We start from the raw sequence: 23030 nt of genomic DNA on the forward strand, positions 1-23030 counted from the left end.
GTTTGTGAAGGGGACGGAAACGCTCGTTTCGGCGGCGTTACGGTTGTGCCAGCTCGCACGTCAGCGCCAGCAGGTCCCGGTCGCGGCCAGGGGCGGCCACCAGGCAGACCCCGCACGGCAGGCCGCCGGAGGTGGTCACCGGCAGCGACACCGCCGGCAGACCGCCGATGCCGGCCAGGCACGTGAGCTGCATGGTGGCGTCGCGCACCGCCTGCAGCCCCTCGCCGATCCGGGGCGCCACCGAGGAGGTGGCGGGCAGCACGAGCACCCGATCACCCACGAAGTCTCTGATGGTCGCCCGCGCCGCGGCGACCGTGCTCGCTGCCTGCACCGCCTGCTCGAGCGTCACCCGGGACGCGGCCTCGAAGCGCCCGCGCACGTCGGGGTCCATCGCCTCGGCGTGCGTGCCGACCCAGCCACCGTGGCTGCGCCACGCCTCGTGCGCCTGCAGGGCCTGGAACGCCGCGAGCCAGGTGGGCAGCTGGTCGAGATCCCAGTTCTCGGTGGACACGTCGTGCGCTCCGACCCAGCGGCGCACGGCGGCGGCGACGTCGGGCTGGGCGAGGGCCACCAGCTGCGGGACGACGACCAGCGCGGTGCGGCCGGGGGGAGCGGCCGGGGGCAGCAGCGCCTCGCCCACGCGGGCGAGCAGGGCGGCGTCGCGGGTCAGCCAGCCGACGGTGTCGAAGGACGGGGCCAGCGGCAGCACCCCGTCGAGAGGCACCGCACCGTGGGTGCTGCGCAGGCCGAAGAGCCCCTGGTAGGACGCCGGCACGCGGATCGACCCGCCGGTGTCGGTGCCCAGCCCGATGCTCGCGTGGCCGAGGGACACAGCGCTGGCCGAGCCCGAGGTGGAGCCGCCGGAGATCCGGTGCGGCGCCCGCGGGTTCGGCGGGGTGCCGAAGTGGGCGTTGGTCCCGGCCAGGCTGTAGGCGAGCTCGTCGGTGCGGGCGATGCCGCGGACGTCGGCACCGGCGTCGAGCAGCCGGGCGACGGCGGTGGCGTGCGCGGGCTCCGGCGCCGCCGCGGCCTCCCAGGCCGGGTTGCCGGCGCCGATGCGGTGGCCCGCGACGGCGAAGAGGTCCTTGACCGCGACGCTCTCCCCGGTGAGCGAGCCGGTGTGGAGGGCGTGGACCAGCGGGTCGCCGACGACGCGCCACACCCGGGTGTCCAGCGCCGGCGCCGGGAGGGAGACGTGGGCGGCGGTGACCGCCCAGCGGCCGTCGGCGCGCCGCCACAGCTGCGTCTGCTGTCCCCGCCCGCCCCGGGCGAGCTCGGTGACGGCGACGACGAGCGCGTGGTCGTCGGCCACGGTCTGCACGTGGGCCTGCACGATCCGCCGGCGCGGGGCGCCGCCACGGGCGCCGCGGAACGCGCTGATCTGCTCGTGGCCGACCAGCAGCCCGTTGGCGTCACCACGCAGGGTGTTGGGGCCGGGGGCGAAGAGCCGGTCGAGGGCGTCGAGGTCGTTGGCCATCAGCGCGCGCTCGTAGGCCCAGAACGCGTCCATCAGCCCTGCGGGCGGGTGGGTCATGGCTGCGGACGCTACGGAACGATTGTTTCGGCCGTGTTCCATTGTGCGAGAGAGGCGTGCCCCCCTTTCGACCCGCATAGGGTGCTGGAGTGCGCGAGCTCGAGGTTCAGCTGGGTCGTCGGACGGTGCTGGTGCGCGACACCGGCCCCAGCGGCGCGTCGCCGATCGTCTACTTCCACGGCACGCCGGGGTCGCGGTTGGACCTCCGCTTTGGGGACGCGGTGGCCGCGTCCCTGGGGGTCCGGGTGGTCAGCTTCGACCGCCCGGGTTACGGCCGCTCCTCGCCCGCCCCGTACAGCCTCACCAGCATCGCGCGCGACGTCGCCGCAGTGGCGGACACGCTGGACCTGGACCGGTTCGCCACGCTGGGCTGGTCCGGCGGTGGACCCTTCGCGCTGGCTGCTGCCGCCGTGCTGGGTGAGCGGGTGACCCGCGTCGGCGTGGCCGGTGGCCTCGCCCCGCCGCAGCTGATGCCCGGTGGCACGGCTGCCTTCACCGACAACGATCGCCTGGCGCTGTCCTTCCTGCCGGACGAGCCCGAACGTGCCGCAGCGCAGCTCCTCGTCGGTGGAGCGGAGATGCTGCGCGGACTGCTGTCGGTGCGGGACGACGAGGCGGCGCCGTGGATCGACTGGATGTGGGGCGAGACCGACCCGGAGGTGATCGCCGACCCGGCGCTCCGGGCGAACCTCTTCCTGCTGCTGCACGAGGGCCTGCGCCAGGGTCCGGAGGGCATCGCCTGGGACAACGTCGCCTGGTGTGGTCCGTGGGGCGTCGACCTGGCGGCGGTCCGGTGCCCCGTCCACCTCTGGTACGGCGACCGAGACGAGATGGTGCCCCTCGCCAACGGGTCGTGGCTGCAGGAGCACCTGCCCAGCGCCGAGCTGGTGGTCTGCGGCGGGGAAGGGCACCTGGTGCCGATGCGGCACTGGCGGGAGATGGCGAGCACCCTCGCGGGCTAGACCCGGGTCGCGAGAGAGGCGCCCGCGCCGCTGGTGGATACGCTGGGCGGGTCCGCTGATCGCGGTGTCACCAAACCTGCACAGGAGTGTCCGTGGAGCAGCTCAGCGACATGAACGTCGAGGGCGTCGACCAGGCGGTCTCCACCGGTGACCTGCCCAGGCGGACGCGGGTGGCGTCGCTGGTCGCCGAGGCGCACGAGCGCTACCGGGACCACGCCGAGGGTGCCGTCGCTGACTACATCCCCATCCTGGCGGAGGCGGACCCTTGGCTGTTCGGGGTGTGTATCGCCCAGGTGGACGGTGCCATCCACGTCGCAGGCGACGTCAGCCACCAGTTCTCCATCCAGTCGATCTCCAAGGCCTTCGTCTACGCCCTCGTCGCCGACGCCCTCGGGCACGAGATCATCCGCAAGACGGTGGGCGTGAACAACACCGGCCTGGCCTTCAACTCGGTGATGGCGATCGAGCTGAACAACGGTCACCCGATGAACCCGATGGTCAACGCCGGCGCCCTGGCGACCACCGCCCTCATGCCCGGCGAGGACGCTGACCAGCAGTGGGCGGCGATCCAGGACGGGCTGTCCCGCTTCGCCGGCCGACGCCTGGAGCTGGACCAGCAGGTGTACGACTCCGAGGCGCGCACCCACCAGCGCAACCGGGCCATCGCCCGGCTGCTGGAGAGCTACGGGCGCCTGGAGCTGGACCCGCTCGAGGTGGTCGACACCTACACCAAGCAGTGCGCGCTGCTGGTCAGTGCCCGCGACCTCGCCATCATGGGGGGCACCCTCGCCCACGGCGGCGTCAACCCGGTGACCGGCGAGCGCGTGGTGTCCGCCGACGTCTGCCGCGACACCCTCGCGGTGATGGCGGCCAGCGGGATGTACGAGCAGTCCGGCGAGTGGCTCTTCGAGATCGGCCTGCCCGGCAAGTCGGGGGTCAGCGGCGGCATCGTCACCATCGCCCCGGGCAAGGGCGCCCTCGGCGTCTTCTCGCCGCCGCTGGACTCGGCCGGCAACAGCGTCCGCGGGCAGCGGGCCACCGCCTACCTCTCCCGGGCGCTCGGGCTGAACATCTTCGCCTCCGAGGACCCGGCCGACGCGAGCTAGCCGGGAAGCCTCACCGCCCGTACGACGTTGTGCGGGGCATGAAGAACATCGGGTTCCTGTCCTTCGGTCACTGGACGCCCTCGCCACAGTCGCAGAGCCGCTCTGCCGCCGACGCGCTGCTGCAGTCGATCGACCTGGCGGTCGCGGCGGAGGAGATCGGCGTCGACGGCGCGTACTTCCGGGTGCACCACTTCGCCCGCCAGCTGGCGTCACCGTTCCCGCTGCTCGCCGCGATCGGGGCCCGCACCAGCCGCATCGAGATCGGTACCGGCGTCATCGACATGCGCTACGAGAACCCGCTGTACATGAGCGAGGACGCCGGCGCGGCCGACCTCATCGCCGGCGGCCGGCTGCAGCTGGGCATCAGCCGGGGATCGCCGGAGCAGGTGATCGAGGGTTACCGCTACTTCGGCTACGCCCCCGCCGCGGGCTCCGACGACGCCGACATGGCCCGCGAGCACACCCGGATCTTCCTGCAGACCCTCGACGGCGAGGGCTTCGCGCAGCCCAACCCGCGGCCGATGTTCCCCAACCCACCCGGGCTGCTGCGCCTGGAGCCGCACTCACCCGGGCTCCGCGAGCGCATCTGGTGGGGTGCCGGCACCCGCAAGACCGCGGAGTGGACGGCCGAGCAGGGGATGAACCTGATGAGCTCCACGCTGCTCGGCGAGGACACCGGCGTGCCCTTCCACGAGCTGCAGGCCGAGCAGATTCGGCGCTTCCGGGACGCCTGGAAGGTCGCCGGCCACCAGCGGGAGCCGCGGGTCTCGGTCAGCCGCAGCATCTTCCCGGTGGTCAGCGACGCCGACCGGGCGTACTTCGGTCGGGAGGCCGGCAGCCAGGACCAGGTCGGCCACATCGATGGTGGGGTGGCCCGGTTCGGCAAGACCTACGCCGGCGAGCCGGAGCAGCTGGTGGCCGAGCTGGCCAAGGACGAGGCGATCGCCGCCGCAGACACGCTGTTGCTCACCATCCCCAACCAGCTGGGCGTGGACTACAACGTGCACGTGCTGGAGACGGTGCTCGCCGACCTGGCACCCGCCCTCGGCTGGCGCTGAAAAACCACACCGGCCCCGTCGAGCGACCTGTGGGTCGCCTGGCGGGGCCGGTGTCGTGAGCGGGACCGGTTAGCGGGCGACCGCCACCGGCTCGTCGTGCTCGATGTGGTCCTCCGCCGCCAGGCTGGCGCGCTTGGGGATGGCCAGCGCGATGACCGCGGCCACCGCGGCCACTCCGGCCCCGATGAGCAGGCCGGTCTGGAACCCGGCCTCGCTGGGCAGCGCGCGCCCGCCGAAGTCGGTGGTCATCTGCGCCAGCACCACGCCGACCACCGCGGCCGAGACCGAGGTGCCGATGGAGCGCATCAGCGTGTTGAAGCTGTTGGCCGACCCGGTCTCCGACAGCGGGACCGAGCCCATGATCAGGGCAGGCATGGCGCCGTAGGCCATGCCGACGCCGCCGCTGATGATGCACACCGAGACCAGCAGGCCCCAGGTGGTGCCCATCATCAGCACGGCGCTGACGTAGCCGATCGCCACCACCGCGGAGCCCAGCGCCAGGGTGATCTTGGGTCCGCGCAGGTGGGACAGCTTCGCGCCCAGCGGGGAGATGGCCATCATCATGAAGCCACCCGGCAGCATCCACAGACCCATGTTCACCATGCTCTGGCCCAGGCCGTAGCCGGTCTCCCTGGGCAGCTGCAGCAGCTGCGGGATGATCAGCGACTGGGCGTACATCGCGAAGCCGATGACCACCGAGGCGAGGTTGGTCAGCAGCACCACGGGGCGGGCGGTGACGCGCAGGTCGACCAGCGGGTCGGAGCTGCGCAGCTCGAACCAGCCCCACGCCAGCAGCACGACCACTGCGGCGACCAGCAGGCCGATGGTGTTGGCGCTGTCCCAGCCCCAGTCGCCGCCCTTGGAGACGCCGAGCAGCAGGCACACCAGGCCGATGCCCAGCCCGATCGCGCCCACCGGGTCGAACCGCCCGCCACCGGTGACCGGGGTGGTGGGGACGAACTTGAAGATCAGCACCGCGACCAGCGCGGCGAGGGCGGTGGCGCCCCAGAAGAGCACCCGCCAGCTGGTGTGCTCGGCCACTGCGGCCGAGATCGGCAGGCCCAGTGCGCCACCGACGCCCATGGAGGCACTCATCAGGGCGATGGACGAGCCGAGCTTCTCGCGGGGCAGCACGTCGCGCATGGCGCTGATGCCGAGCGGGATCAGGCCCATGCCGGCGCCCTGCAGGCCGCGACCGATGATCATCGGCAGGACCGCGGAGGAGAGTGCGCAGACCACCGAGCCCACCACCAGCGAGCCGGAGCAGATCAGCATGATCCGGCGCTTGCCGTAGAGGTCGCCGAGCCGGCCGCTGACCGGGGTGCAGACCGCGGCGGTCAGCAGCGTCGCGGTGATCACCCAGTAGGCGTTCGACGTGGAGGTGTGCAGCAGCGTGGGCAGGTCGCCGATGAGCGGGACCACCAGGGTCTGCATGATGGCCGCGGTGATGCCGGCGACGGCAAGCACCACGACGATCGCGTTCGAGTGGACGGGAGGCGTCGGGGCCGAGCGCGCCGAAGCGGGAGCGGAGTTGGCAGTAGGCACGAGCGGGGACTCTACTCGTTCGTATGCATCATGCATATCTCGCGCGCGTTACGATCTGCGGAGTGCAAAGATCTCCCCAAGCTGTGGTCAGAGAGGCTGGACGGGTGACGGACCCGGTCGAGGCGATCGAGCTCGAGACGATGATTCTCGGGCGCTACGTGCTGCAGCAGGCTCGCGGCGGCGCCGCCCAGGGGCAGCTCGACCGCAGCGCCTACCTGCTGCTGAGCCGGCTGGAGGCTGAGGGGCCGATGTCGATCGGCCAGCTCAGCGACGCCTTCGGCCTGGACTCGTCCACCCTGAACCGGCAGACGGCGGCCATGGTCCGCTCGGGCGTCGCCGAGCGGATCCCGGACCCCGACGGCGGCCTGGCTCGCAAGTTCCGGGTGACCGAGCTCGGCCGGCAACGCCTGGCGGTGGTGCGCGACGCCAACGTCGCGGGCCTGCGCCAGGTGATGGAGGACTGGTCCGCGGAGGACGTGGAGCTGCTAGGGACGATGCTGCGCCGGTTCAACCGCGACATCGCCGATCGCGACGGGCGGCCCTGGCCGCGGTCCTGAGCCGCCACCGGCCCGGCAGTCCGCGAGTACATTGCCGAGGTGTGTTCCTCCTCGAGCTGACCTACGTGGCCCCGACCGACCAGGTGGACACCGTCCGCGCCGAGCACATGGCCTGGGTGGACGCCCAGTTCCAGACCGGTGTGTTCCTGCTGTCCGGCCGCAAGCACGCGCTGGACGGCGGGGTGATCCTGGCGGCCGGCGACGACCGCGCCGCGGTCGAGGCGCTCGTCGCCAGCGACCCCTTCACCGTGGCCGGCGTCGCCGAGTACCGGATCGCCCAGTTCAGCGCCTCCCGGGCCGCCCCGAGCCTGCAGGCCGTGCTGGACCCGCCGACCGCCTAGCCCTTTTTGTCCTCCGTCCTAATACCCGCCAATGGCGAAACCGGACCGTGGCACCGTGGCGCAACCACGCTGCGCGCATGTGGACACCGGCGGGTGCGTGCTGCCTCTCCCCGATGCCGAAGTGTCGTCTGCTCCAGAATGGCTTTCTCTCGGGGAGCAGGCCCTAGGCTGGTCGCGATCAACGCGCCTTCCGATCGGCAGCAGCGCACCGTCTTTCATGTCAAGAAGGGCCACCGTAATGGCAGAAAGAACGTCCGGCACGAGCGCCGCCGCAGCCACGTTTAAGACGCCTCAGGCGGATTCTTAGCATGGACCGCAGTTCGGTGGCTCGAATAGTGGGTTCAGCGGTCGCAATCGTGTTTGGTGCAGGCTCGCTCGTCCTAGGTTTGACTGGGAGTGGCCTATCTGACCTGAGCACCGCGGACGTTGTCGGTATCCTACTTGTAGTTATGGCAGTGGCTTCGTGTGTCCGCATCATAGTGTTGGAAGTCAGGAAGAATCGACGTTAGCTCGCCCCATGGGGAGCTAGCGTGGTCGGCGCCGGAAAGCGGGTCTCATGCCACGGCCCCATCGGGGCAGCGCTGCTGGCGCCGCGACGACCGCAGCGCTCAACACCGTGGGATGGTTCAGGTCGCTGAGCTGAAAGACTTGCGGCACTGCGCCACCATCTCACGTACCGCGGCGGTGGGGTCCGGCCTCCACACCAGGGCCAGCACGGCGCTGACCGGGTTGTCGCTGATCGGCAGCGCATGCAGGCGGTCCTGGTAGCTGGCCGCCATGGAGGTGCTGAGGATCCCGACCCCCAAGCCCTGTGCGGCCAGGTCGGCAATGGCGTCGGCGGCCGCGGCCTGCAGGCTGACGTGCAGACGCACCCCACGGGTCGCAGCCGCCCCGTCGAGCACGGCCCGCAGCCCAGTGCCCACCGGCATGCTCAGCAGCCGGTGCTCCGCCAGCTGCGCGAGGGTGACGCTGGCGTGGAAGCGGCCCAGGGCGTCGAACAGCGGCGTGACGGTGCAGCCGTTGACCATGAGGACGCGGTGCTGGCCTACCCGCCGGGTGCGCAGACGGTGGGCTGAGCGAGGATCCGCGACCTGTGGGCCGGGGTGCTGGCGCAGCGGCCGTACTTCGAGCCTGAGCCGCCGCTGCCCAGCCTGGTCAGCGGCGACCTGGCGCTGACCTCGATCCCGCCCAAGGACGGTGCCGGCGCTCGTGCTCCGGAAGCGGGTTCCCACCCCACGGGAACCAGCCGCCACCGCTGCATGACCGCGGTTACGTTCGAGGCTCCACGAGGAACAGGAGCGCGCGGCATGAGCACAATCGCGATCGTCACCGGGGCCAGCAGGGGAATCGGCCGGGCCATGGCCCGCCGGCTCGCCGCGGAGGGAATCGCCGTGGCCGCGGTGTCGCGCACGCTGCGCCCCGGCGACGGCAACCTGGAGGGTTCGCTGGAGGAGACCGTCGCCCTGATCCGCGCGGACGGCGGCACCGCGGAGCCGTTCGTGGTCGACCTGGGCGCGCCGGAGCTCGACCGCGCGGCGCTGGTGGCCGAGATCAGCGCCACGATGGGCGGACCGGTGGACATCCTGATCAACAACGCGGCCGCGGCTCGCCGCTACGAGACGCTGTTCGTGGACATGCCTCGTGAGTGGTTCCAGGACTCCGTGGAGACCAACGTGTGGAACACCTGGGACCTGATGAAGGCCGTCATCCCCGGCATGCGCGCCCAGGGCGCCGGGTGGATCCTGAACATCTCCTCCCGCCAGTCCGGCCCGCGGGTGGGCCCACCGTTCGCGCCGCACCCGCTGGCCGGCTCGGTGCTCTACGGGGGCACCAAGGCGATGATCGACCGCATCACGACCGGCGCGGCCATGGAGCTCTACGACGACCACATCGCCGTCAACGCCCTCGCCCCCAACCGCGGGGTGGCCACCGCACACGCCGCCGCGGCGGTGCCGGGCTGGCCGTCGGAGCCGGAGGAGACCATGGCCGAGGCGGCGCTGCTGCTGTGCACCGCCGACCCCGCGGAGATGACCGGCCGGGTGGCCTACAGCCTGCCGCTGCTCAAGGAGCTCAACCGTCCGGTGCACACCCTTGACGGCACAGCGCTGCTGCCGGGCTGGCAGCCCGAGGACCTGGACGAGGGCGGCTTCCTGCCCGACTACCTGCGCTTCAACCCGGCCCCGCCGGTGCCCGAGGGGCTGTTGTCCGCCAAGGTCTCCGGGTGATCGCCGACCTGCTCGGACTCGCCGGGCGCACCGCGCTGGTGACCGGCGGGGGCAACGGCATCGCCCGCGCCACCTGCCTGCAGCTGGCCGAGGCCGGCTGCGACGTCGCGGTGGTCGACCTGGACCTGGCCGCCGCCGAGGGCACTGCGGCCGAGGTGCGGGCGCTCGGTCGGCGCGCGGTGGCGATCGCCCGCGACCTCACCGACCCTGCCGCGCCGCGGTCGATGGTCGCCGAGGCGGTGGACGCCCTGGGGCCGATCTCGGTGGCGGTGAACGTCTGCGGCGGCACGGCCGGGGTGAACAAGCCGTTCCTGGACCTGGACGTGGCCGACTGGCAGCGGCCGATGGACCTGAACCTGGTGTCCACCTTCCTGTCCTGCCAGGCGGAGGCGATCGCCATGGTGCAGGCCGGGCTAGCCGGCGCCATCGTCAACGTGGGCTCCAGCAGCGGGATGACCGCCGCGCCCAACCTCGCCGCCTACGGAGCGGCCAACGCGGGGATCATCCACTTCACCAAGACCGCCGCCGTCGAGCTCGCCCCGTACGGCATCCGGGTCAACTGCCTGGTGCCGGGCACGCACTGGAGCAAGAAGACCCGCGAGCACGCCACCAGCCCGGACTCCCCGCCGCAGGTGCGCCAGTTCTTCGCCGACGCGGCCACGGCCACCCCGCTGGGTCGCCTGGGTGAGCCGGCGGACAGCGCCGGGGTGGCGCTGTTCCTGGCCTCGCAGCTGTCCGCCTACCTGACCGGGCACTCCGTGGTGTCCGACGGCGGGATCCTGCACACCACCGCCCGGCCGGCCTTCGGCGGGCAGCAGGTGCCGGAGGCGATCCGGTCCTTGGTGGACGGGTCAGCACGGCCCACCGGCCCACACGAGGGGACATCCGCATGAGCGAGCTGCCGATCATCGACATGCACACCCACGTGCAGCGCGACGACGCGCACGGGCACGAGATGCGCGACTACTTCCTCACCCCGCACCTGGTGAAGCCCGGGGCGCCCAACCTCGGCACCCTCCCCGAGCTGCTGGAGATGATGGACCAGGTGGGCATCAGCGCGATGAACATGCTGATGTTCACCTGGAGCGGGCGCTACCTCCGGCACGGCACCTACGTGCTGCCCGACGACGCCGCCGAGCGCGACCGCGCCAGCGCCGAGCTGCGCGCGCGGGTGACCCGCCGCGTCAGCGACAACAACACCTGGGCGTCGGCGATCGCGGCGGAGAACCCCCGGGTGGGCTACTTCGCCGGGGTGAACCCGGTGGTGATGGGCGCCGAGGGGGCCGTGCCGGAGGTGGTGGCCCAGCGCGAGCGCGGGGCCCTCGGGGTGAAGCTGGTGCCCTCGGACATGGGCGTGCCGGGGGAGGACCCCGTGCTGTTCCCGCTCTACGACTACTGCGTGGAGCAGGGCATCCCGGTGCTCACCGAGACGGGCGGGCACAGCCCGCACAGCGCACCCGCGGGGTTCGCCGGCGCGCTGGCCGCGTTTCCCCAGCTGCAGCTGGTCTTCGCCCACTGCGGGCACGACCGGGAGCTGGGCCACGGCCTGGACGAGCAGGTGCTGGAGCTGGCGGCGCGCTACGACGGGGTGCACGGCGACACCTCGCTGCGGCTGCACGAGGTGGCCGACGGCACCGTGGCGCCGGAGGAGATGGTCGCCTTCCTGCGCAAGATCGGCACCGAGCGGGTGATGTTCGGGACCAACTACGTCTTCTCCGACCTGCTGCCCGAGCGGCCGGGCCACCGCCCGGCACCCGAGCACGTCGACCCCCGGTTCACCCAGGTGTGGAAGTCGGTCGACGTGCTCCAGACGCTGCCGCTCTCCGACACCGAGCGCCTCGCCCTGGCGTCGGGCAACTTCACCCGCCTGACGGGGTTCGCCCCGCCCCGCTGACCCTCGCTATCGCGGTGCGGCCCCGGCCCAGTCGGGGTAGAGGTTGCGCGAGATGGAGCGGGCCACCCGGTGCACCAGCGGTGCGATCCGGCTGGCCGGCAGCTCCCCGCGGGCGGCGACCGACACGGCGGCCACCAGGCCCCGCGGTCCCAGCACGGGCACGGCCAGCGAGCTGATGCCGCTGGTGCTCGACGCCGCGGTCATGGCCGCCACCCCCTGGCGTCGCCGGATGTCGGAGAGCTGCCGGTGCAGCGTGTCCATGCTGGCCCCGGCCGGGTAGGAGCCGGCCAGGGCACGGTCCACCTGCTCCGGGGTCAGGCACGCCAGCATCGCCCGCCCGCTGACGGTGTCGGGGGCGAGGATCCGCGCTCCCACCCGGGACGGCACCGATGCTGCAGCCGCACCACCGATCTTGTCCAGGTAGCGCACCACCGCGCCCTCCAGCACCGACAGGTGCACCACCGTGCGGGTGGCTAGCTGCAGCTCGGTGAGCGCGGCGCTGCCGGCCGCCCGGATCTCCTCGTAGCTGGAGTGCTGCGTGCTGAGCAGGGCGGTGCGCGGACCGAGCGAGTAGCCCTCGCCCTCGTGCTCGATCCACTGCAGGTCGACCAGCTGGCCGAGCAGGCGGAACGCCGTGGACCGGGGCAGCCCGGTGATCTGCCCGACCTGCTCCAGCTTCAGCCGGCCGGGTGCTTCGGTGAACGCGTCGAGGATGCGGATGACGCGTTCCACCACACCGCCCCGCGAGCCCCGTTCCGGGTCCTCGGTGAGCGCAGCAGGGGCGTCGGCAGTGACGGTCATGGCGGTCCTCTCCACGTCGCGGAAGCGATAGTTGACCAAACGCACGTATTAGTGCTGGAGTGACTGTAGTCACGTCAGGTGACCGGTGTCACGTGCCACCTCATCAACGAAGTTCCTGCTCAGGAGGAAACCCATGCACCTCGCGGAGACGACCGAGCAGGCGCAGCTGCGCGCCGAGCTGCGCGACTACTTCGCCGAGGTGATGACCCCGCAGATCCGGCACGACCTGCGGGAGAGCCACTACGCACCCGGCACCACCGAGGCCTACCGCGCCGTCATCCGTCGCCTCGGCGCGGACGGCTGGCTGGGCATCGGGTGGCCGCGCGACATCGGCGGGCAGGGGCTGTCCATGGTGGAGCAGGCGATCTTCAGCGACGAGGCGGCGCTGGCCGACGTGCCCACCCCGCTGCTCACCATCAACAGCGTGGGACCCGCGATCGCCGCCTACGGCACCGCCGAGCAGCGTGAGACCCTGCTGCCGGCCATCCTCCGCGGCGAGCTGCACTTCGCCATCGGCTACTCCGAGCCCGGCGCCGGCACCGACCTCGCGGCCCTGCAGACCCGGGCGGTGCGCGACGGCGACTCCTACGTCATCAACGGGCAGAAGCTGTGGACCGGGATGATGGAGGCCGCCGACTACATCTGGCTGGCCGTGCGCACCGACACCGGCGCCGCCAAGCATGCCGGCGTCTCCGTGCTGCTGGTGCCGCGGCACGCCCAGGGCATCTCCTCCACCCGGTTGGACACCCTCGGTGGGCACTCCGTGGCCGCGGTCGGCTTCGACGACGTGCGGGTGCCGCTGGAGGCCTGCATCGGCGGGGAGAACAACGGCTGGCGGGTGATCACCGGCCAGCTCAACTCCGAGCGGGTCGCGCTGGTCTCCTCGGCGCCGGTCGAGCGGGCGCTGGACCAGGTCACCGCGTGGGCCCAGCACGCCCACCGCAGCGACGGCACCGCCGTCATCGACCAGCCCTGGGTGCGCACGCACCTGGCCCGCGTGCGCGCCGACGTGGAGTTCCTCCGGCTGCTCAACGCCAAGCTGGCCACCGAGGTGGACGCCGGCCAGCTGAAGGCGGCCGACGCCTCGGCGGCCAAGGTGTTCGGCTCCGAGCTGTTCGGTCGCTCGCGCCTGCTGCTCAACGAGGTGGTGGGGCTGGACGTGGGCCTGGACGCCGACTCGCCCGGACACGTCGCCGGTGGCGTGCTGGCCAAGGCAGCCAGCCACTCCAACGTCATGACCTTCATCGGCGGGGTCAACGAGATCCAGCGCGACATCGTCGCCCAGATGGGCCTGGGCCTGCCCCGCAGCAAGCGCTGACCAGCCCCGAGAGCTGTGCAGCCAAACCCGAACCAGAGACCGGAGACCGGAGTGGACTACGTCCTCAACGAGCAGGAGCGCGACGTGCGCGACCTCGCCGAGCAGATCATCAGCAAGCGTCGCTCAGCCCCGCCGACCGTGCTGGTGGCCCCCGAGGACTGGCTCGACCAGGCACTCTGGCAGGACCTGGCTGACGCCGGGCTGCTGGGCATCGCCGTCGGCGAGGAGCACGGCGGCAGCGGCGCCGGCTTCGTGGAGCTCTGCCTGGTGTTGGAGCAGGCCGCTCGCGCCGGCGCCCGGCTGTTCCTGCTGGAGTCGGTGGTGCACGCGGCGGGCGCGCTGGCCCGGCTGGGCACTCCCGCCCAGCAGCGGCTGCTCGCCCCGTTCTGCGCGGGCACGCTGGTGCTGTCCTCGGCGCTGCGCACCGAGCCCGGCCACGTGCCCAGCCTGCGGGTCCACCGCGACGGCGACGGCTGGCGGCTGGACGGCGCGGTGGGGCACGTGCCGCTGGCCGACGTCGCCGAGCGGGTGCTGGTGGAGGCGGTGGACGACGACGGGGACCGGGGGCTGTTCCTGCTCGACCCCGCCGCTGCCGCGGTGCGCCGGCAGCCCCAGTCCTCCATCGACCGACGACCGCGCTGGCACCTGCAGGTGGAGGGCTGGCGGGTGCCCGCCGACGACGTGCTGGTGGCACCGGGGGCCCACGCGGCCGGGGTGCGCTGGGTGCGCGAGCGCGCCGTGGCCGCCGCCTGCATCAGCCTGCTGGGCAGCTGCGAGGCCGCGCTGGCGCTCACTGCCAGCCACGTCACCGAGCGCACCCAGTTCGGGCGGGCGCTGGGCAGCTTCCAGGCGGTGGCCCACCGGGTGGCCGACGCCTACCTGGACGTGACCGCCGTGCGGCTCACCGCCTGGCGCGCGGTGTGGCTGCTGGACCAGCAGCACGCCGACGAGCAGGAGGTGACCGAGGCGCTGGCCGTCGCCGCGTGCTGGGCCACCGAGGCGCCGCCGCGGGTGGGGGAGGCGACCATGCACCTGCACGGCGGCACCAGCGTCGACCTCGGCTACCCGCTGCACGTGCACTACCTGGCGCTGCGGCAGGGCGCGCTCGCCCTCGGCGGCGGTCCACAGCGGCTGGCCGAGCTGGGCGACCTCGTGGCGGTGGCGCAGTGAGCGCGCCGGCCGTGCCCCCGCTGGTCGCGCCGCTGGCTGGTCTCCGGGTGCTGGAGTGGTCGGCCTCCATCGCTGGGGCCTACGCCGGCCGGCTGCTGCGTGACGTCGGCGCGTCGGTCACCCGGGTGGGCGGTGCGGCGTCGCTGGGCAAGGGCGCCGAGATGGACCTCTTCCTGCACCACGGCAAGGACACGGCCATGGCCGAGCTCGCCGAGCTGCCCGCGCTCGCCGCTGCCCGCGGCGTCGACGTCGTCGTGCTGGAGCTGCCCGACGCCCCGGCCGACGACCTGCTCACCCGGTTCGGTGACGCGGTGGTCGTGGTCATCACACCGTGGGGCCTGGACGGCCCGTGGTCGGGCACCGGGCGCCCGTGGAGCGAGTTCACCCTGCAGGTGGACTCCGGCTCGATGAGCATGCGGGGCTCGATGGCCTCGCACCCGATCATGACCGGCAGCTCCGAGCCGCTGTGGGTGGCCGGGGCGATGGCCGCCGGAGCCGCCACCGCAGCGCTGCAGGGTGGGCCGCAGGGCCGGCTGATCGACGTCTGCCTGCTCGAGGTCACCTCCTACGCGATGAACCTCTTCCAGGACATCGCCGCCGCCGTGGTGAAGACGCCGCAGGAGCCCTTCACCCACCGCGTCCGCCTCTCGCCCAGCGTGGAGCCAGCCGCGGACGGCTGGGTGGGCTTCAACCTGGCGTCGACGCAGAACCACCAGGACTTCCTCGTGCTCATCGAGCGGCCGGAGTGGCTGGCCGACGAGCAGATGAGCACCTTCATCGGCCGCTACCTGCGCCATGACGAGTGGACCGCCGCGGTGCGCGCGTGGACGGTGCAGCACACGGTGGCCGAGATCGTGGCGCTGGCGGGGCAGTTCCGCATCCCCTGCGCTCCCGTCCACAACGGACAGACCGTGCTGGCCGACGAGCAGGTGGTGCAGCGCGGCTTCTACGCGCCGCTGCCCGGGCAGACGTTCCTGGTGCCGCAACCGCCCATGCTCTTCGGCGGGCAGCGTCCCGCCCGCAGCACCGACCCGGCTCCAGCGGCGGGGCCGGCCCCGGTGGCCATGGGCAGCGGAGCGCCGTTCGCCGGGCTGCGGGTGCTCGACCTGGGCACCTGGTGGGTGGGTGCCTACGTCGGGTCCACCCTGGGCGCGTTCGGCGCCGACGTGGTCAAGGTGGAGAGCACCCGCCGCATCGACGGCTCCCGCACCCTCGGCGGGGTGCCGCAGAGCCAGGACCACTGGTGGGAGTGCGGCAACTTCTACCTCGGCGTGAACTTCGACAAGCGCAACGTCAGCATCGACTTCTCCCACGCCGAGGGTCGCGAGCTGCTGGTGCGGCTGATCCGCGAGGCCGACGTGCTCATCGAGAACTACGCCCCGCGGGTGCTGGAGTCGGTGGGCCTGGACTGGGAGGCTGTGCACGCGCTGAACCCCCGGCTGGTGATGCTGCGGATGCCGGCCTTCGGCCTCTCCGGGCCGCGCCGCGACATGGTGGGCTACGCCCAGACGGTGGAGCAGTTCTCCGGGTTGTGCTGGCGCACCGGCTACCCCGGCGGCGATCCCACCAACCCGCAGGGTCCGGCAGATCCGATGGGCGGGGCCAGCTGCTTCTTCGCCCTGGCCGCGGCGCTGCGCCGCTCCCGCGCCACGGGGGAGGGCGTGCTGGTGGAGTCCGCGCTCGCCGAGGGGGCGCTGACCATGAGCGCCGAGCAGGTGATCCGCTGGTCGGCGCACCAGGAGCTGCTCGAGCGCCGGGGCAACCGCGCCGACGACGTCGACCTGCAGGGCATCTTCGCCGCCCGTGGCGAGCAGCGGTGGGTAGGCGTGACGGTGAGCTCCGACGTCCAGTGGCTCGCCCTGCTGGAGGTCACCGGGCTGACCGCGCTGGCCGAGGACCCACAGCTGGGCACCCGGGCCGGGCGCCAGGCACGCGCCGAGGAGCTGGAGAAGCTGGTGGCCGGCTGGGTCGCCGACCGCGACGCCGCCGAGGCGGTGGAGCGGCTGCTGACCCGGGGGGTGCCGGCGGCCCTGCTGCGCGACCTGCGGTTCGTGCACACGCACCCACACCTGGCCGCCCGCGGCTCCTTCGAGCTGACCGAGGTGCCGCACGCCGGCGTGGTCCCGCTGCCCACGCTGCCCTTCCGACGCGCCGACCAGCCCAGCTGGCTCACCCGGCGGCCCCCGCTGCTGGGTGAGCACAACGAGGAGATCCTCACGGGCGAGCTGGGACTCGGGCCGACCGAGCTGGCCCGGCTGGCCGAGCTCGGCGTCATCGGCACCGCCCCGCACGGATCCTGACCACCAGAGGAGAGGAGCGCCGCACGATGACCCGCATCACCACGCTCGAGGAGTTCGAGCAGCGCTACACCGAGGGGCTGCACCAGCCGCTGCCGCTGAAGGCCTGGCGGGAGGTGACCACCGAGTGGCTGGCCCGCCACAGCGAGGGGTCCGGCGACTACAACCCGCTGCACCGCGACGCCGAGTACGCCCGCGACGCCCGCCACCACAGCCTGGTGGCGTCGCCGTCGTTCCTGTTCTCCATCGACTTCGGCGCCAACGCCTCCATCTGGGGCCACCTCCCGCAGGAGGAGGTGTCCATGAACGACCTGAGCATCCTCTACCTCGGTGCGGACGTCACCTGGCACCGGCCGGTGTGGCTGGGCGACCGGGTGCGCAGCATCCAGACCCCGGTGGGCGTGCGCCGCATCGCCAGCCGCCAGCTGGGCGAGGCGCTGGTGTGCACCGGCCGCACCGACTACTACAACCACCGCGCCGAGCTGGTCGCGTCCATGACCAACCACATGCTCCGCTTCGCCAACCCCGGACAGGGCGTGGAGTCCGCCCGCACCACCGATGCACCCCAGGTGGCCCCGGACCCGCTGGTGTGGCAGCGCACCCGTCGCGGCGCGCAGCCGCTGTGCTGGGAGGACGTCGCTGTCGGCGACGAGCTGCCCGCACTGCCCAAGGGCACCTACACCACCACCGAGCTGTACCTGTTCAGCCTGGGCACGCTGACGATGAGCCGCTCCCGGGCGGTGGACGAGGGCACCATCGACATGGGCGCCGGCGGTCGCGCCGACCCGGAGTACGCCCGCCGCAGCCGCGCCCAGTCCACGTCCTTCGACTACGGCCCGCAGCGGATCACCTGGCTGGCCCAGGTCGTGGCGGACTGGATGGGCGACGCCGGCGACCTGCTGAGCATGAGCGCGCAGCTGCGCCGCCCCAACCTCATCGGCGACACCAACACCGTGGTGGGCCGGGTGCTGCGCACCTACGACCACGAGGGCGAGGGCGAGGGACGCGTGGACGTCCGCGTCGCGGTGGTCAACCAGGACGAGCAGGAGACCGCGACCGCCAGGGCCACGGTGCGCCTGCCCCGTGCCGGCGCGACCGACCCGCACGCGGTGCTCTTCAGCCCCACCGTGCCGGACCTCGGCGCGTCCCCCTACGGCTGAGCCCGCGACCAGCACCGACTTGCGCCCCCACCCACTGTCCCGCTCACCTCTGGAGGAACTCCCATGCAGCTCAAGCCCGGACTGAAGCTGGTGTCGGCGGTGTCGCCCGCCCAGCTGATCGTGATCAGGGCACCCGGCGGTGACGTCGAGCTCGCCTGCGCCGGCGCCCCGATGACCACCGACGGTGCCAGCGGCACCAGCGCCACCGAGGGCGGCGAGGCGCTGGTGGTGGGCAAGCGCTACCGCGACGAGGCAGGCTCGGTGGAGCTGCTGTGCACGGTGGCCGGCGCGGGCCCGCTGTCGGTGGACGGGGAACCGCTGTCGGAGCAGGCGGCCAAGCCGCTGCCCTCCTCGGACTGACGGGCAGGACACCGTGAACCTGGTGACGCTGCTGGACATGGTGGCTGGGGTGGACCCTGACCGCGTGGCCATCGGGGACCGCGAGACCGGCCTGAGCCTGCACCAGCTGCGGACGCTGGCCGGGGGAGCGGCCACCCTGCTCGCCGACCAGCCCCACCGCCCGCTGCTGTTCGCCGGCACCGCCACCCCGGCCTTCCCGGTGGCGCTGTTCGGCGCTGCGCTGGCCGGGCGCAGCTTCGCCCCGGTCAGCTACCGGCTCGCCGCGGACCCCTTCGCCGCGCTGGTGGCCGACCAGGCGCCGAGCACGCTGCTGCACGACGAGCCCGGTGCACACCCCGCGCTGCCGGACGACGTGGCCGTCGTCGGTGCCGCGGCCTTCCTGCAAGGTGCCGGCGGAGCCGCGGAGTGGGCCGGCGAGGCCGACCAGGACCCGGAGCGGGCAGCGGTGCTGCTGCACACCAGCGGCACCACCGGCAAGCCCAAGGTGGCTGTGCTGCGCCATCGCCACCTGGTCTCCTACGTGCTCAACACCACCGAGCTGCTCTCCGCCGGGCCCGAGGAGGCCGCGCTGGTCAGCGTGCCGCCGTACCACGTGGCGGGCGTGGCCGGGCTGCTCACCGGTGTCTACTGTGGACGCCGCATCGTCCAGCTGCCCAACTTCGAGGCTGCCGCCTGGGTGGACCTGGCCCTGGCCCAGGACGTCACGCACGCCATGGTCGTGCCCACCATGCTCGCCCGAATCGTCGAGGTGCTCGAGGCGCGCGGCTCCGGCCTGCCCGCGCTGCGGCACCTCTCCTACGGCGGTGGCCGGATGCCGCGCCCGGTGATCGAGCGGGCGCTGCGCCTGCTGCCCGACGTCAGCTTCGTCAACGCCTACGGGCTCACCGAGACCACTTCCTCGGTGGCGGTGCTGGGACCGGACGACCACCGAGCCGCGCTGGCCTCGGCGGACCCCGGGGTGCGGCGGCGGCTGGAGTCGGTGGGGCGTCCGCTGCCCGGCGTGGAGATCGTGGTGCGCGACCCGCACGGGGCCCCCGTGGCCGCCACCGCCGCGGGGGAGCTGTGGGTGCGGGGCGAGCAGGTCTCCGGCGAGTACTCCGCTGCCTCGGTCACCGACGACGCGGGCTGGTTCCCCACCCGCGACGGCGGCTGGATCGACGACCAGGGCTACGTCTTCGTGGCGGGCCGCCTGGACGACGTGATCGTCCGTGGTGGGGAGAACCTCTCACCCGGGGAGATCGAGGACGTGCTGGCTCGCCACCCCGCGGTCGGTGAGGTCGCCGTCTACGGCGTCCCGGACGAGCAGTGGGGCGAGGTCCCGGTGGCAGCGGTGGTGCTGCGGGCGGGCGCGGCCCTCGACGCCGAGCAGGCGCAGCGCTGGGTGGCCGAGCACCTGCGCTCCAGCCGCGTGCCCGCCCGCATCCACTTCCTGGCCGGCCTGCCCCGCAACGACATGGGCAAGCTGCTGCGCCGGGTGCTGAAGGCGGAGTCGGCTGCTCCCACTTCCGCCGCAATTACTTGACCAAACGCACGCAAGATGTAACGTCCGTCACAACCCGACCTGACCCCACGAAGGAGAACCATGGAGCTCGCTGACGCAGTCGCGCAGGCACGGGAGGTGCCGGCGCAGAAGGTGGCCTCCGGCTACTCCTGGACGGAGATCCCGCGGTGGTACGACGACACCTTCTGGTTCGGCGACATGTACAACCACCAGGTGCTCCGGCAGGGCGGCGACGGCGGCTTCGAGGTGGTCCTCGACGTCAGCGACCGCAAGGCGCTCGGTGCCCAGCCCGGCGCCGGACCCGTGGACGAGGAAGTCGTCCTCGGTGGGATGGGGTGGCTGCCCGACGGGCGCCTGGTCGTCACCTCGATGTACGAGCGGGTGGTGCTGGTCTGGGACGGCCAGTCGGTGGACCTCTACGCCGACCTCCGCGAGGTCGCGGTCGGCCCGGTCAACGACATGGTCGTCGACGCCGACGGGCGCGCCTACGTCACCCAGCTGGGCTTCGACATGCTGCACGGCGAGGACGCCCGCAACAGCGCCCTGCTGGTCGTCGAGCCGGACGGGTCGGTGCGGGCGCTGTCCGAGCTCGGCGAGCTGGCCTCCGGCAACGGCATCACCATCACCGCCGACGGCACCCGGGTGGTCGTGGCCGAGGTGTTGGCCAACTGCCTCACCGTGCTGGACCGCGCCCCCGACGGCGCGCTGAGCAACCGACGCGTGTTCGCCCCCACCCCGTGGCTGCCCGACGGCATCTGCCTGGACGCCCAGGGCGGGGTCTGGACCGGCATGCCCGGATCCGGGGTGGTCGCCCGGTTCGTGGAGGGCGGGGAGATGACCGACGTCGTCGCGCTGCCGATGGAGGAGGCCATGGGAGTGGCCTGCGTCCTCGGCGGCGCCGACCGCAGCACCCTCTACGTCTGCGCCGGCATGGAGGTCTTCGACCGGGACAAGTCCCGCGCCGAGGGCCAGGGCTCGATCTGGACCGCCGAGACCGCCTACCGCGCCGGCACCAGCCGTCCGTGACCCGAGAGGAGCTAGTCGTGGACACCCTGACTTTCACCGGACGCAGCGTCATCGTCACCGGGGCAGGACGCGGCATCGGCCGGGAGTACGCCCTGCTGCTCGCCTCCCGCGGTGCCCAGGTGGCCGTGGTCGACCTGGGTGCCACCGTGGACGGGTCCGGAGTGGACGGTGACGACCCAGCCGCTGCGGTGGTCGAGGAGATCATCCGCGCCGGCGGCACTGCCCTGGCCCTGCGCGAGGACGTCGCCGACGAGCGGGGCGCCGCCCGCATCGTGGACGCCGTCGCCGACGCCTTCGGTGGGGTGGACAGCGTGATCAACAACGCGGGCGTGCTGCACCTGGCGTCCTTCGAGGCGCTCACCCGCGAGGAGTACCAGCGCCACCTGGACGTGCACTTCTACGGCTCGGTGTGGCTGGCCAGGCACGCCTGGCCGCACCTGCGCGCCAGCGGCACCGGACGCGTCGTGAACTCCATCTCCGCAGCCATGCTGGGCAACCCGCAGATGGTGCACTACGGCAGCTCCAAGGGCGCGGTGCTCGGGCTCACCCGCAACCTGGCCCTGGAGGGCGCCGCCGCCGGCATCAAGGTCAACGCGGTGGCCCCCGGCGCCGGCGGCACGCGGCTGTCCGAGGCGTCCAACGACTCGCTGGCACCGGAGGTGGTGGAGTACATGCGCACCGCCCTGCTGCCCCGCCTGGTCGCCCCGGTGGGGGCCTACCTGGTGCACCCCAGCTGCGCGGTCACCGGCGAGGTGTTCAACGTCGCGGGCGGGTTCGTCAACCGGATGGCGATCGTGAACTCCGCGGGCTTCCACGACCCCGAGCTGTCGATCGAGAGCGTCGCCGCCAACGTCGACCAGGTGATGACCCTGCCCGAGGGCTCCCTCGTGCAGACCGTGCCGGTGCCGGAGCCGGCCGCATGAGCAACCAGGAGACTCCCGTGAGCACCTCAGCTGCACCCAGCGTGCCCCTCGACTACCCGTTCGCGCCGGTCGCGGCCAGCGAGGCCGCCGAGCGCTACCGCCAGATCGCCGCCGACCGGCCGATGACCAAGGTGACCATGCCCTTCGGCGGCGAGGCCTGGGTCATCCACCGCACCGCGGCCGCGCGGAGCATGCTGCGCGACCGGCGCTTCGTCCGGGAGCCGTTCCGCACCGGCGAGCGGGTGGTGCCCTACTTCGTGGAGTTCCCCGACTTCCTCAAGGCGACCCTGCAGTTCGAGGACCCGCCGGAGCACACCAAGCTGCGCCGCCTGGTGCAGCAGGCCACCTCGCCGCGCGCCGTGCAGGCCATGCGCGACGCGGCCGTGGTCTACGCCAACGAGCTGATCGACACGATGGTGGCTGCGGGAACCAGCGCCAACCTGGTGCACGACTACGCGGTGCCGCTGCCCATGCAGATGCTGAGCAACCTGCTCGGCGTGCCGATGGCCGACCGGGTGAAGTTCGAGCGGTGGAGCTCGTCGATGCTCGCGGTGGCCGGCATGACCGAGGAGGAGGTGATGACCAACATGATCGAGCTCGGCGGGTACATGGCGGCGCTCATCGAGACCCGCCGCAGCGACCCGGCGGAGGACCTGCTCAGCGTGCTGGCGCACGCCACCGACACCGACGACTCCCTGTCCGACCAGGAGATCCTCTCCATCGCGCTGCTGCTGATCATCGCCGGCTTCGACAACACCGCCAACTTCATCTGCCTGGGTGTGCTGTCCCTGCTCAACCACGCCGGTGCCCGCGAGCTGCTGATGACCGACGTGGACGGGCTGGCGCCCACCGCGGTGGAGGAGATCCTGCGCCGCGGCCGCTTCGAGATGGGCCTGGACGTGCCTGGCGGGGGTGGGCTGGTGCCGCTGGTGGCCACCGAGGACGTGGAGATCGACGGCCAGCTGGTGGCCCAGGGCGAGGCCGTGCTGGTGGACCCCGCGGCCACCGCCCACGACGGCATCGCGCTGCCCGACCCGAGCACCTTCGACATCACCCGGGAGCACAACCCGCACCTGACGCTCAGCTACGGGCTGCACCACTGCCTGGGCGCCCCGCTGGCCCGGATGGAGATGCAGGTGGCCATCGCCGAGCTGTTCAAGCGGCTGCCGCAGCTGCGGCTGGCGGGCACCCCGACGATCAACTACGACCACCTGAGCCAGCCGATCTCGGTGCTGCCCGTCTCCTGGTAGCG

Annotated in this window: 21 protein-coding genes; 17 read left to right on the forward strand and 4 right to left on the reverse strand. The window is 72.6% G+C overall.

Annotation, left to right across the window (positions count from 1 at the left end; all coding sequences use genetic code 11):
- Positions 1-37: 37 nt before the first annotated feature.
- Complete coding sequence (locus AC3YNX_RS15220) at positions 38-1534, reverse strand: amidase (RefSeq protein WP_489995999.1); 1497 nt, start codon at positions 1532-1534, stop codon at positions 38-40.
- Between the two features lie 89 nt (positions 1535-1623).
- On the opposite strand from AC3YNX_RS15220, the gene AC3YNX_RS15225 reads away from it, so the two are divergent.
- From AC3YNX_RS15225 to AC3YNX_RS15235, 3 genes are all read left to right on the forward strand, one after another.
- Positions 1624-2496 carry an alpha/beta fold hydrolase gene (locus tag AC3YNX_RS15225; RefSeq protein WP_489996000.1) on the forward strand — a complete coding sequence of 291 codons (873 nt, stop codon included), beginning with the start codon at positions 1624-1626 and terminating at the stop codon, positions 2494-2496.
- A 92-nt stretch (positions 2497-2588) separates the two neighbouring features.
- Entirely contained in the window at positions 2589-3602 is a 1014-nt protein-coding gene (gene glsA, locus AC3YNX_RS15230; protein WP_489996001.1) for a glutaminase A, read from the forward strand.
- Between the two features lie 38 nt (positions 3603-3640).
- A complete protein-coding gene (locus tag AC3YNX_RS15235) occupies positions 3641-4660 on the forward strand; it encodes an LLM class flavin-dependent oxidoreductase (RefSeq protein WP_489996002.1) in 1020 nt (339 codons plus the stop codon).
- Positions 4661-4729: 69 nt separating this feature from the next.
- Here the strand turns inward: AC3YNX_RS15235 and AC3YNX_RS15240 are convergent, their stop codons facing one another.
- On the reverse strand, positions 4730-6094 hold the full coding sequence (locus tag AC3YNX_RS15240) for an MFS transporter (protein ID WP_489996279.1): 1365 nt from the start codon (positions 6092-6094) through the stop codon (positions 4730-4732).
- A gap of 215 nt (positions 6095-6309) precedes the next feature.
- Between AC3YNX_RS15240 and AC3YNX_RS15245 the strand changes: the two genes are divergently transcribed.
- Together AC3YNX_RS15245 and AC3YNX_RS15250 are read left to right on the forward strand one after the other, a co-directional pair.
- On the forward strand, positions 6310-6762 hold the full coding sequence (locus AC3YNX_RS15245; protein WP_241248936.1) for a MarR family winged helix-turn-helix transcriptional regulator: 453 nt from the start codon (positions 6310-6312) through the stop codon (positions 6760-6762).
- A gap of 41 nt (positions 6763-6803) precedes the next feature.
- Positions 6804-7103 carry a YciI family protein gene (locus AC3YNX_RS15250; protein WP_489996003.1) on the forward strand — a complete coding sequence of 100 codons (300 nt, stop codon included), beginning with the start codon at positions 6804-6806 and terminating at the stop codon, positions 7101-7103.
- A 626-nt stretch (positions 7104-7729) separates the two neighbouring features.
- Here AC3YNX_RS15250 and AC3YNX_RS15255 read toward each other — a convergent pair.
- Entirely contained in the window at positions 7730-8131 is a 402-nt protein-coding gene (locus AC3YNX_RS15255) for a substrate-binding domain-containing protein (protein ID WP_489996004.1), read from the reverse strand.
- A gap of 279 nt (positions 8132-8410) precedes the next feature.
- Here AC3YNX_RS15255 and AC3YNX_RS15260 point away from each other — a divergent pair, with 279 nt between their 5' ends.
- The 3 genes from AC3YNX_RS15260 to AC3YNX_RS15270 are packed head-to-tail and all read left to right on the forward strand — an operon-like array spanning position 8411 to position 11222.
- Positions 8411-9328 (forward strand): SDR family NAD(P)-dependent oxidoreductase, encoded by a 918-nt coding sequence (locus AC3YNX_RS15260; protein WP_489996005.1) that lies wholly within the window; start codon positions 8411-8413, stop codon positions 9326-9328.
- Complete coding sequence (locus tag AC3YNX_RS15265; RefSeq protein ID WP_489996006.1) at positions 9325-10221, forward strand: SDR family NAD(P)-dependent oxidoreductase; 897 nt, start codon at positions 9325-9327, stop codon at positions 10219-10221. The genes AC3YNX_RS15260 and AC3YNX_RS15265 overlap by 4 nt, the downstream gene beginning before the upstream one ends.
- Positions 10218-11222, forward strand: a complete 1005-nt coding sequence (locus AC3YNX_RS15270) for an amidohydrolase family protein (RefSeq protein ID WP_489996007.1) — start codon at positions 10218-10220, stop codon at positions 11220-11222. Before AC3YNX_RS15265 ends, AC3YNX_RS15270 begins: the two co-directional genes overlap by 4 nt.
- Positions 11223-11228: 6 nt before the next feature.
- On the opposite strand, the gene AC3YNX_RS15275 is transcribed toward AC3YNX_RS15270, so the two are convergent.
- A complete protein-coding gene (locus AC3YNX_RS15275) occupies positions 11229-12023 on the reverse strand; it encodes an IclR family transcriptional regulator (protein ID WP_127783710.1) in 795 nt (264 codons plus the stop codon).
- 133 nt (positions 12024-12156) lie between these two features.
- Between AC3YNX_RS15275 and AC3YNX_RS15280 the strand changes: the two genes are divergently transcribed.
- From AC3YNX_RS15280 to AC3YNX_RS15320, 9 genes are all read left to right on the forward strand, one after another.
- On the forward strand, positions 12157-13341 hold the full coding sequence (locus AC3YNX_RS15280) for an acyl-CoA dehydrogenase family protein (protein WP_489996008.1): 1185 nt from the start codon (positions 12157-12159) through the stop codon (positions 13339-13341).
- A 51-nt stretch (positions 13342-13392) separates the two neighbouring features.
- Positions 13393-14511 (forward strand): acyl-CoA dehydrogenase family protein, encoded by a 1119-nt coding sequence (locus tag AC3YNX_RS15285; protein WP_489996009.1) that lies wholly within the window; start codon positions 13393-13395, stop codon positions 14509-14511.
- On the forward strand, positions 14508-16811 hold the full coding sequence (locus AC3YNX_RS15290; RefSeq protein ID WP_489996010.1) for a CaiB/BaiF CoA-transferase family protein: 2304 nt from the start codon (positions 14508-14510) through the stop codon (positions 16809-16811). Before AC3YNX_RS15285 ends, AC3YNX_RS15290 begins: the two co-directional genes overlap by 4 nt.
- A gap of 26 nt (positions 16812-16837) precedes the next feature.
- Positions 16838-17968, forward strand: a complete 1131-nt coding sequence (locus AC3YNX_RS15295; protein WP_489996011.1) for an FAS1-like dehydratase domain-containing protein — start codon at positions 16838-16840, stop codon at positions 17966-17968.
- A gap of 63 nt (positions 17969-18031) precedes the next feature.
- Positions 18032-18328: a hypothetical protein gene (locus tag AC3YNX_RS15300; RefSeq protein WP_489996012.1), complete on the forward strand. Its 297-nt coding sequence runs from the start codon at positions 18032-18034 to the stop codon at positions 18326-18328.
- A 13-nt stretch (positions 18329-18341) separates the two neighbouring features.
- Positions 18342-19850, forward strand: a complete 1509-nt coding sequence (locus AC3YNX_RS15305; RefSeq protein ID WP_489996013.1) for a class I adenylate-forming enzyme family protein — start codon at positions 18342-18344, stop codon at positions 19848-19850.
- Between the two features lie 60 nt (positions 19851-19910).
- The gene (locus AC3YNX_RS15310) at positions 19911-20855 is read left to right on the forward strand and encodes an SMP-30/gluconolactonase/LRE family protein (protein ID WP_489996014.1); all 945 of its coding nucleotides are present in this window, start codon (positions 19911-19913) and stop codon (positions 20853-20855) included.
- Positions 20856-20872: 17 nt separating this feature from the next.
- On the forward strand, positions 20873-21778 hold the full coding sequence (locus tag AC3YNX_RS15315; RefSeq protein ID WP_489996015.1) for an SDR family NAD(P)-dependent oxidoreductase: 906 nt from the start codon (positions 20873-20875) through the stop codon (positions 21776-21778).
- 17 nt (positions 21779-21795) lie between these two features.
- Entirely contained in the window at positions 21796-23028 is a 1233-nt protein-coding gene (locus tag AC3YNX_RS15320) for a cytochrome P450 (protein WP_489996016.1), read from the forward strand.
- Positions 23029-23030 lie beyond the last annotated feature (2 nt).

Source organism: Rhodococcus sp. Z13_19A (genome assembly GCF_058133575.1).

What these genes read in the sequence shown, in the direction of transcription:
- AC3YNX_RS15235 (WP_489996002.1), top strand. Translation starts at nt 3,641, where the DNA reads ATGAAGAACATCGGGTTCCTGTCCTTCGGTCACTGGACGCCCTCGCCA.
- AC3YNX_RS15295 (WP_489996011.1), top strand. Translation starts at nt 16,838, where the DNA reads ATGACCCGCATCACCACGCTCGAGGAGTTCGAGCAGCGCTACACCGAG.
- AC3YNX_RS15220 (WP_489995999.1), bottom strand. Translation starts at nt 1,534, where the DNA reads ATGACCCACCCGCCCGCAGGGCTGATGGACGCGTTCTGGGCCTACGAG.
- AC3YNX_RS15280 (WP_489996008.1), top strand. Translation starts at nt 12,157, where the DNA reads ATGCACCTCGCGGAGACGACCGAGCAGGCGCAGCTGCGCGCCGAGCTG.
- AC3YNX_RS15310 (WP_489996014.1), top strand. Translation starts at nt 19,911, where the DNA reads ATGGAGCTCGCTGACGCAGTCGCGCAGGCACGGGAGGTGCCGGCGCAG.
- AC3YNX_RS15260 (WP_489996005.1), top strand. Translation starts at nt 8,411, where the DNA reads ATGAGCACAATCGCGATCGTCACCGGGGCCAGCAGGGGAATCGGCCGG.
- AC3YNX_RS15270 (WP_489996007.1), top strand. Translation starts at nt 10,218, where the DNA reads ATGAGCGAGCTGCCGATCATCGACATGCACACCCACGTGCAGCGCGAC.
- AC3YNX_RS15255 (WP_489996004.1), bottom strand. Translation starts at nt 8,131, where the DNA reads ATGGTCAACGGCTGCACCGTCACGCCGCTGTTCGACGCCCTGGGCCGC.
- AC3YNX_RS15240 (WP_489996279.1), bottom strand. Translation starts at nt 6,094, where the DNA reads ATGCAGACCCTGGTGGTCCCGCTCATCGGCGACCTGCCCACGCTGCTG.
- AC3YNX_RS15275 (WP_127783710.1), bottom strand. Translation starts at nt 12,023, where the DNA reads ATGACCGTCACTGCCGACGCCCCTGCTGCGCTCACCGAGGACCCGGAA.
- AC3YNX_RS15300 (WP_489996012.1), top strand. Translation starts at nt 18,032, where the DNA reads ATGCAGCTCAAGCCCGGACTGAAGCTGGTGTCGGCGGTGTCGCCCGCC.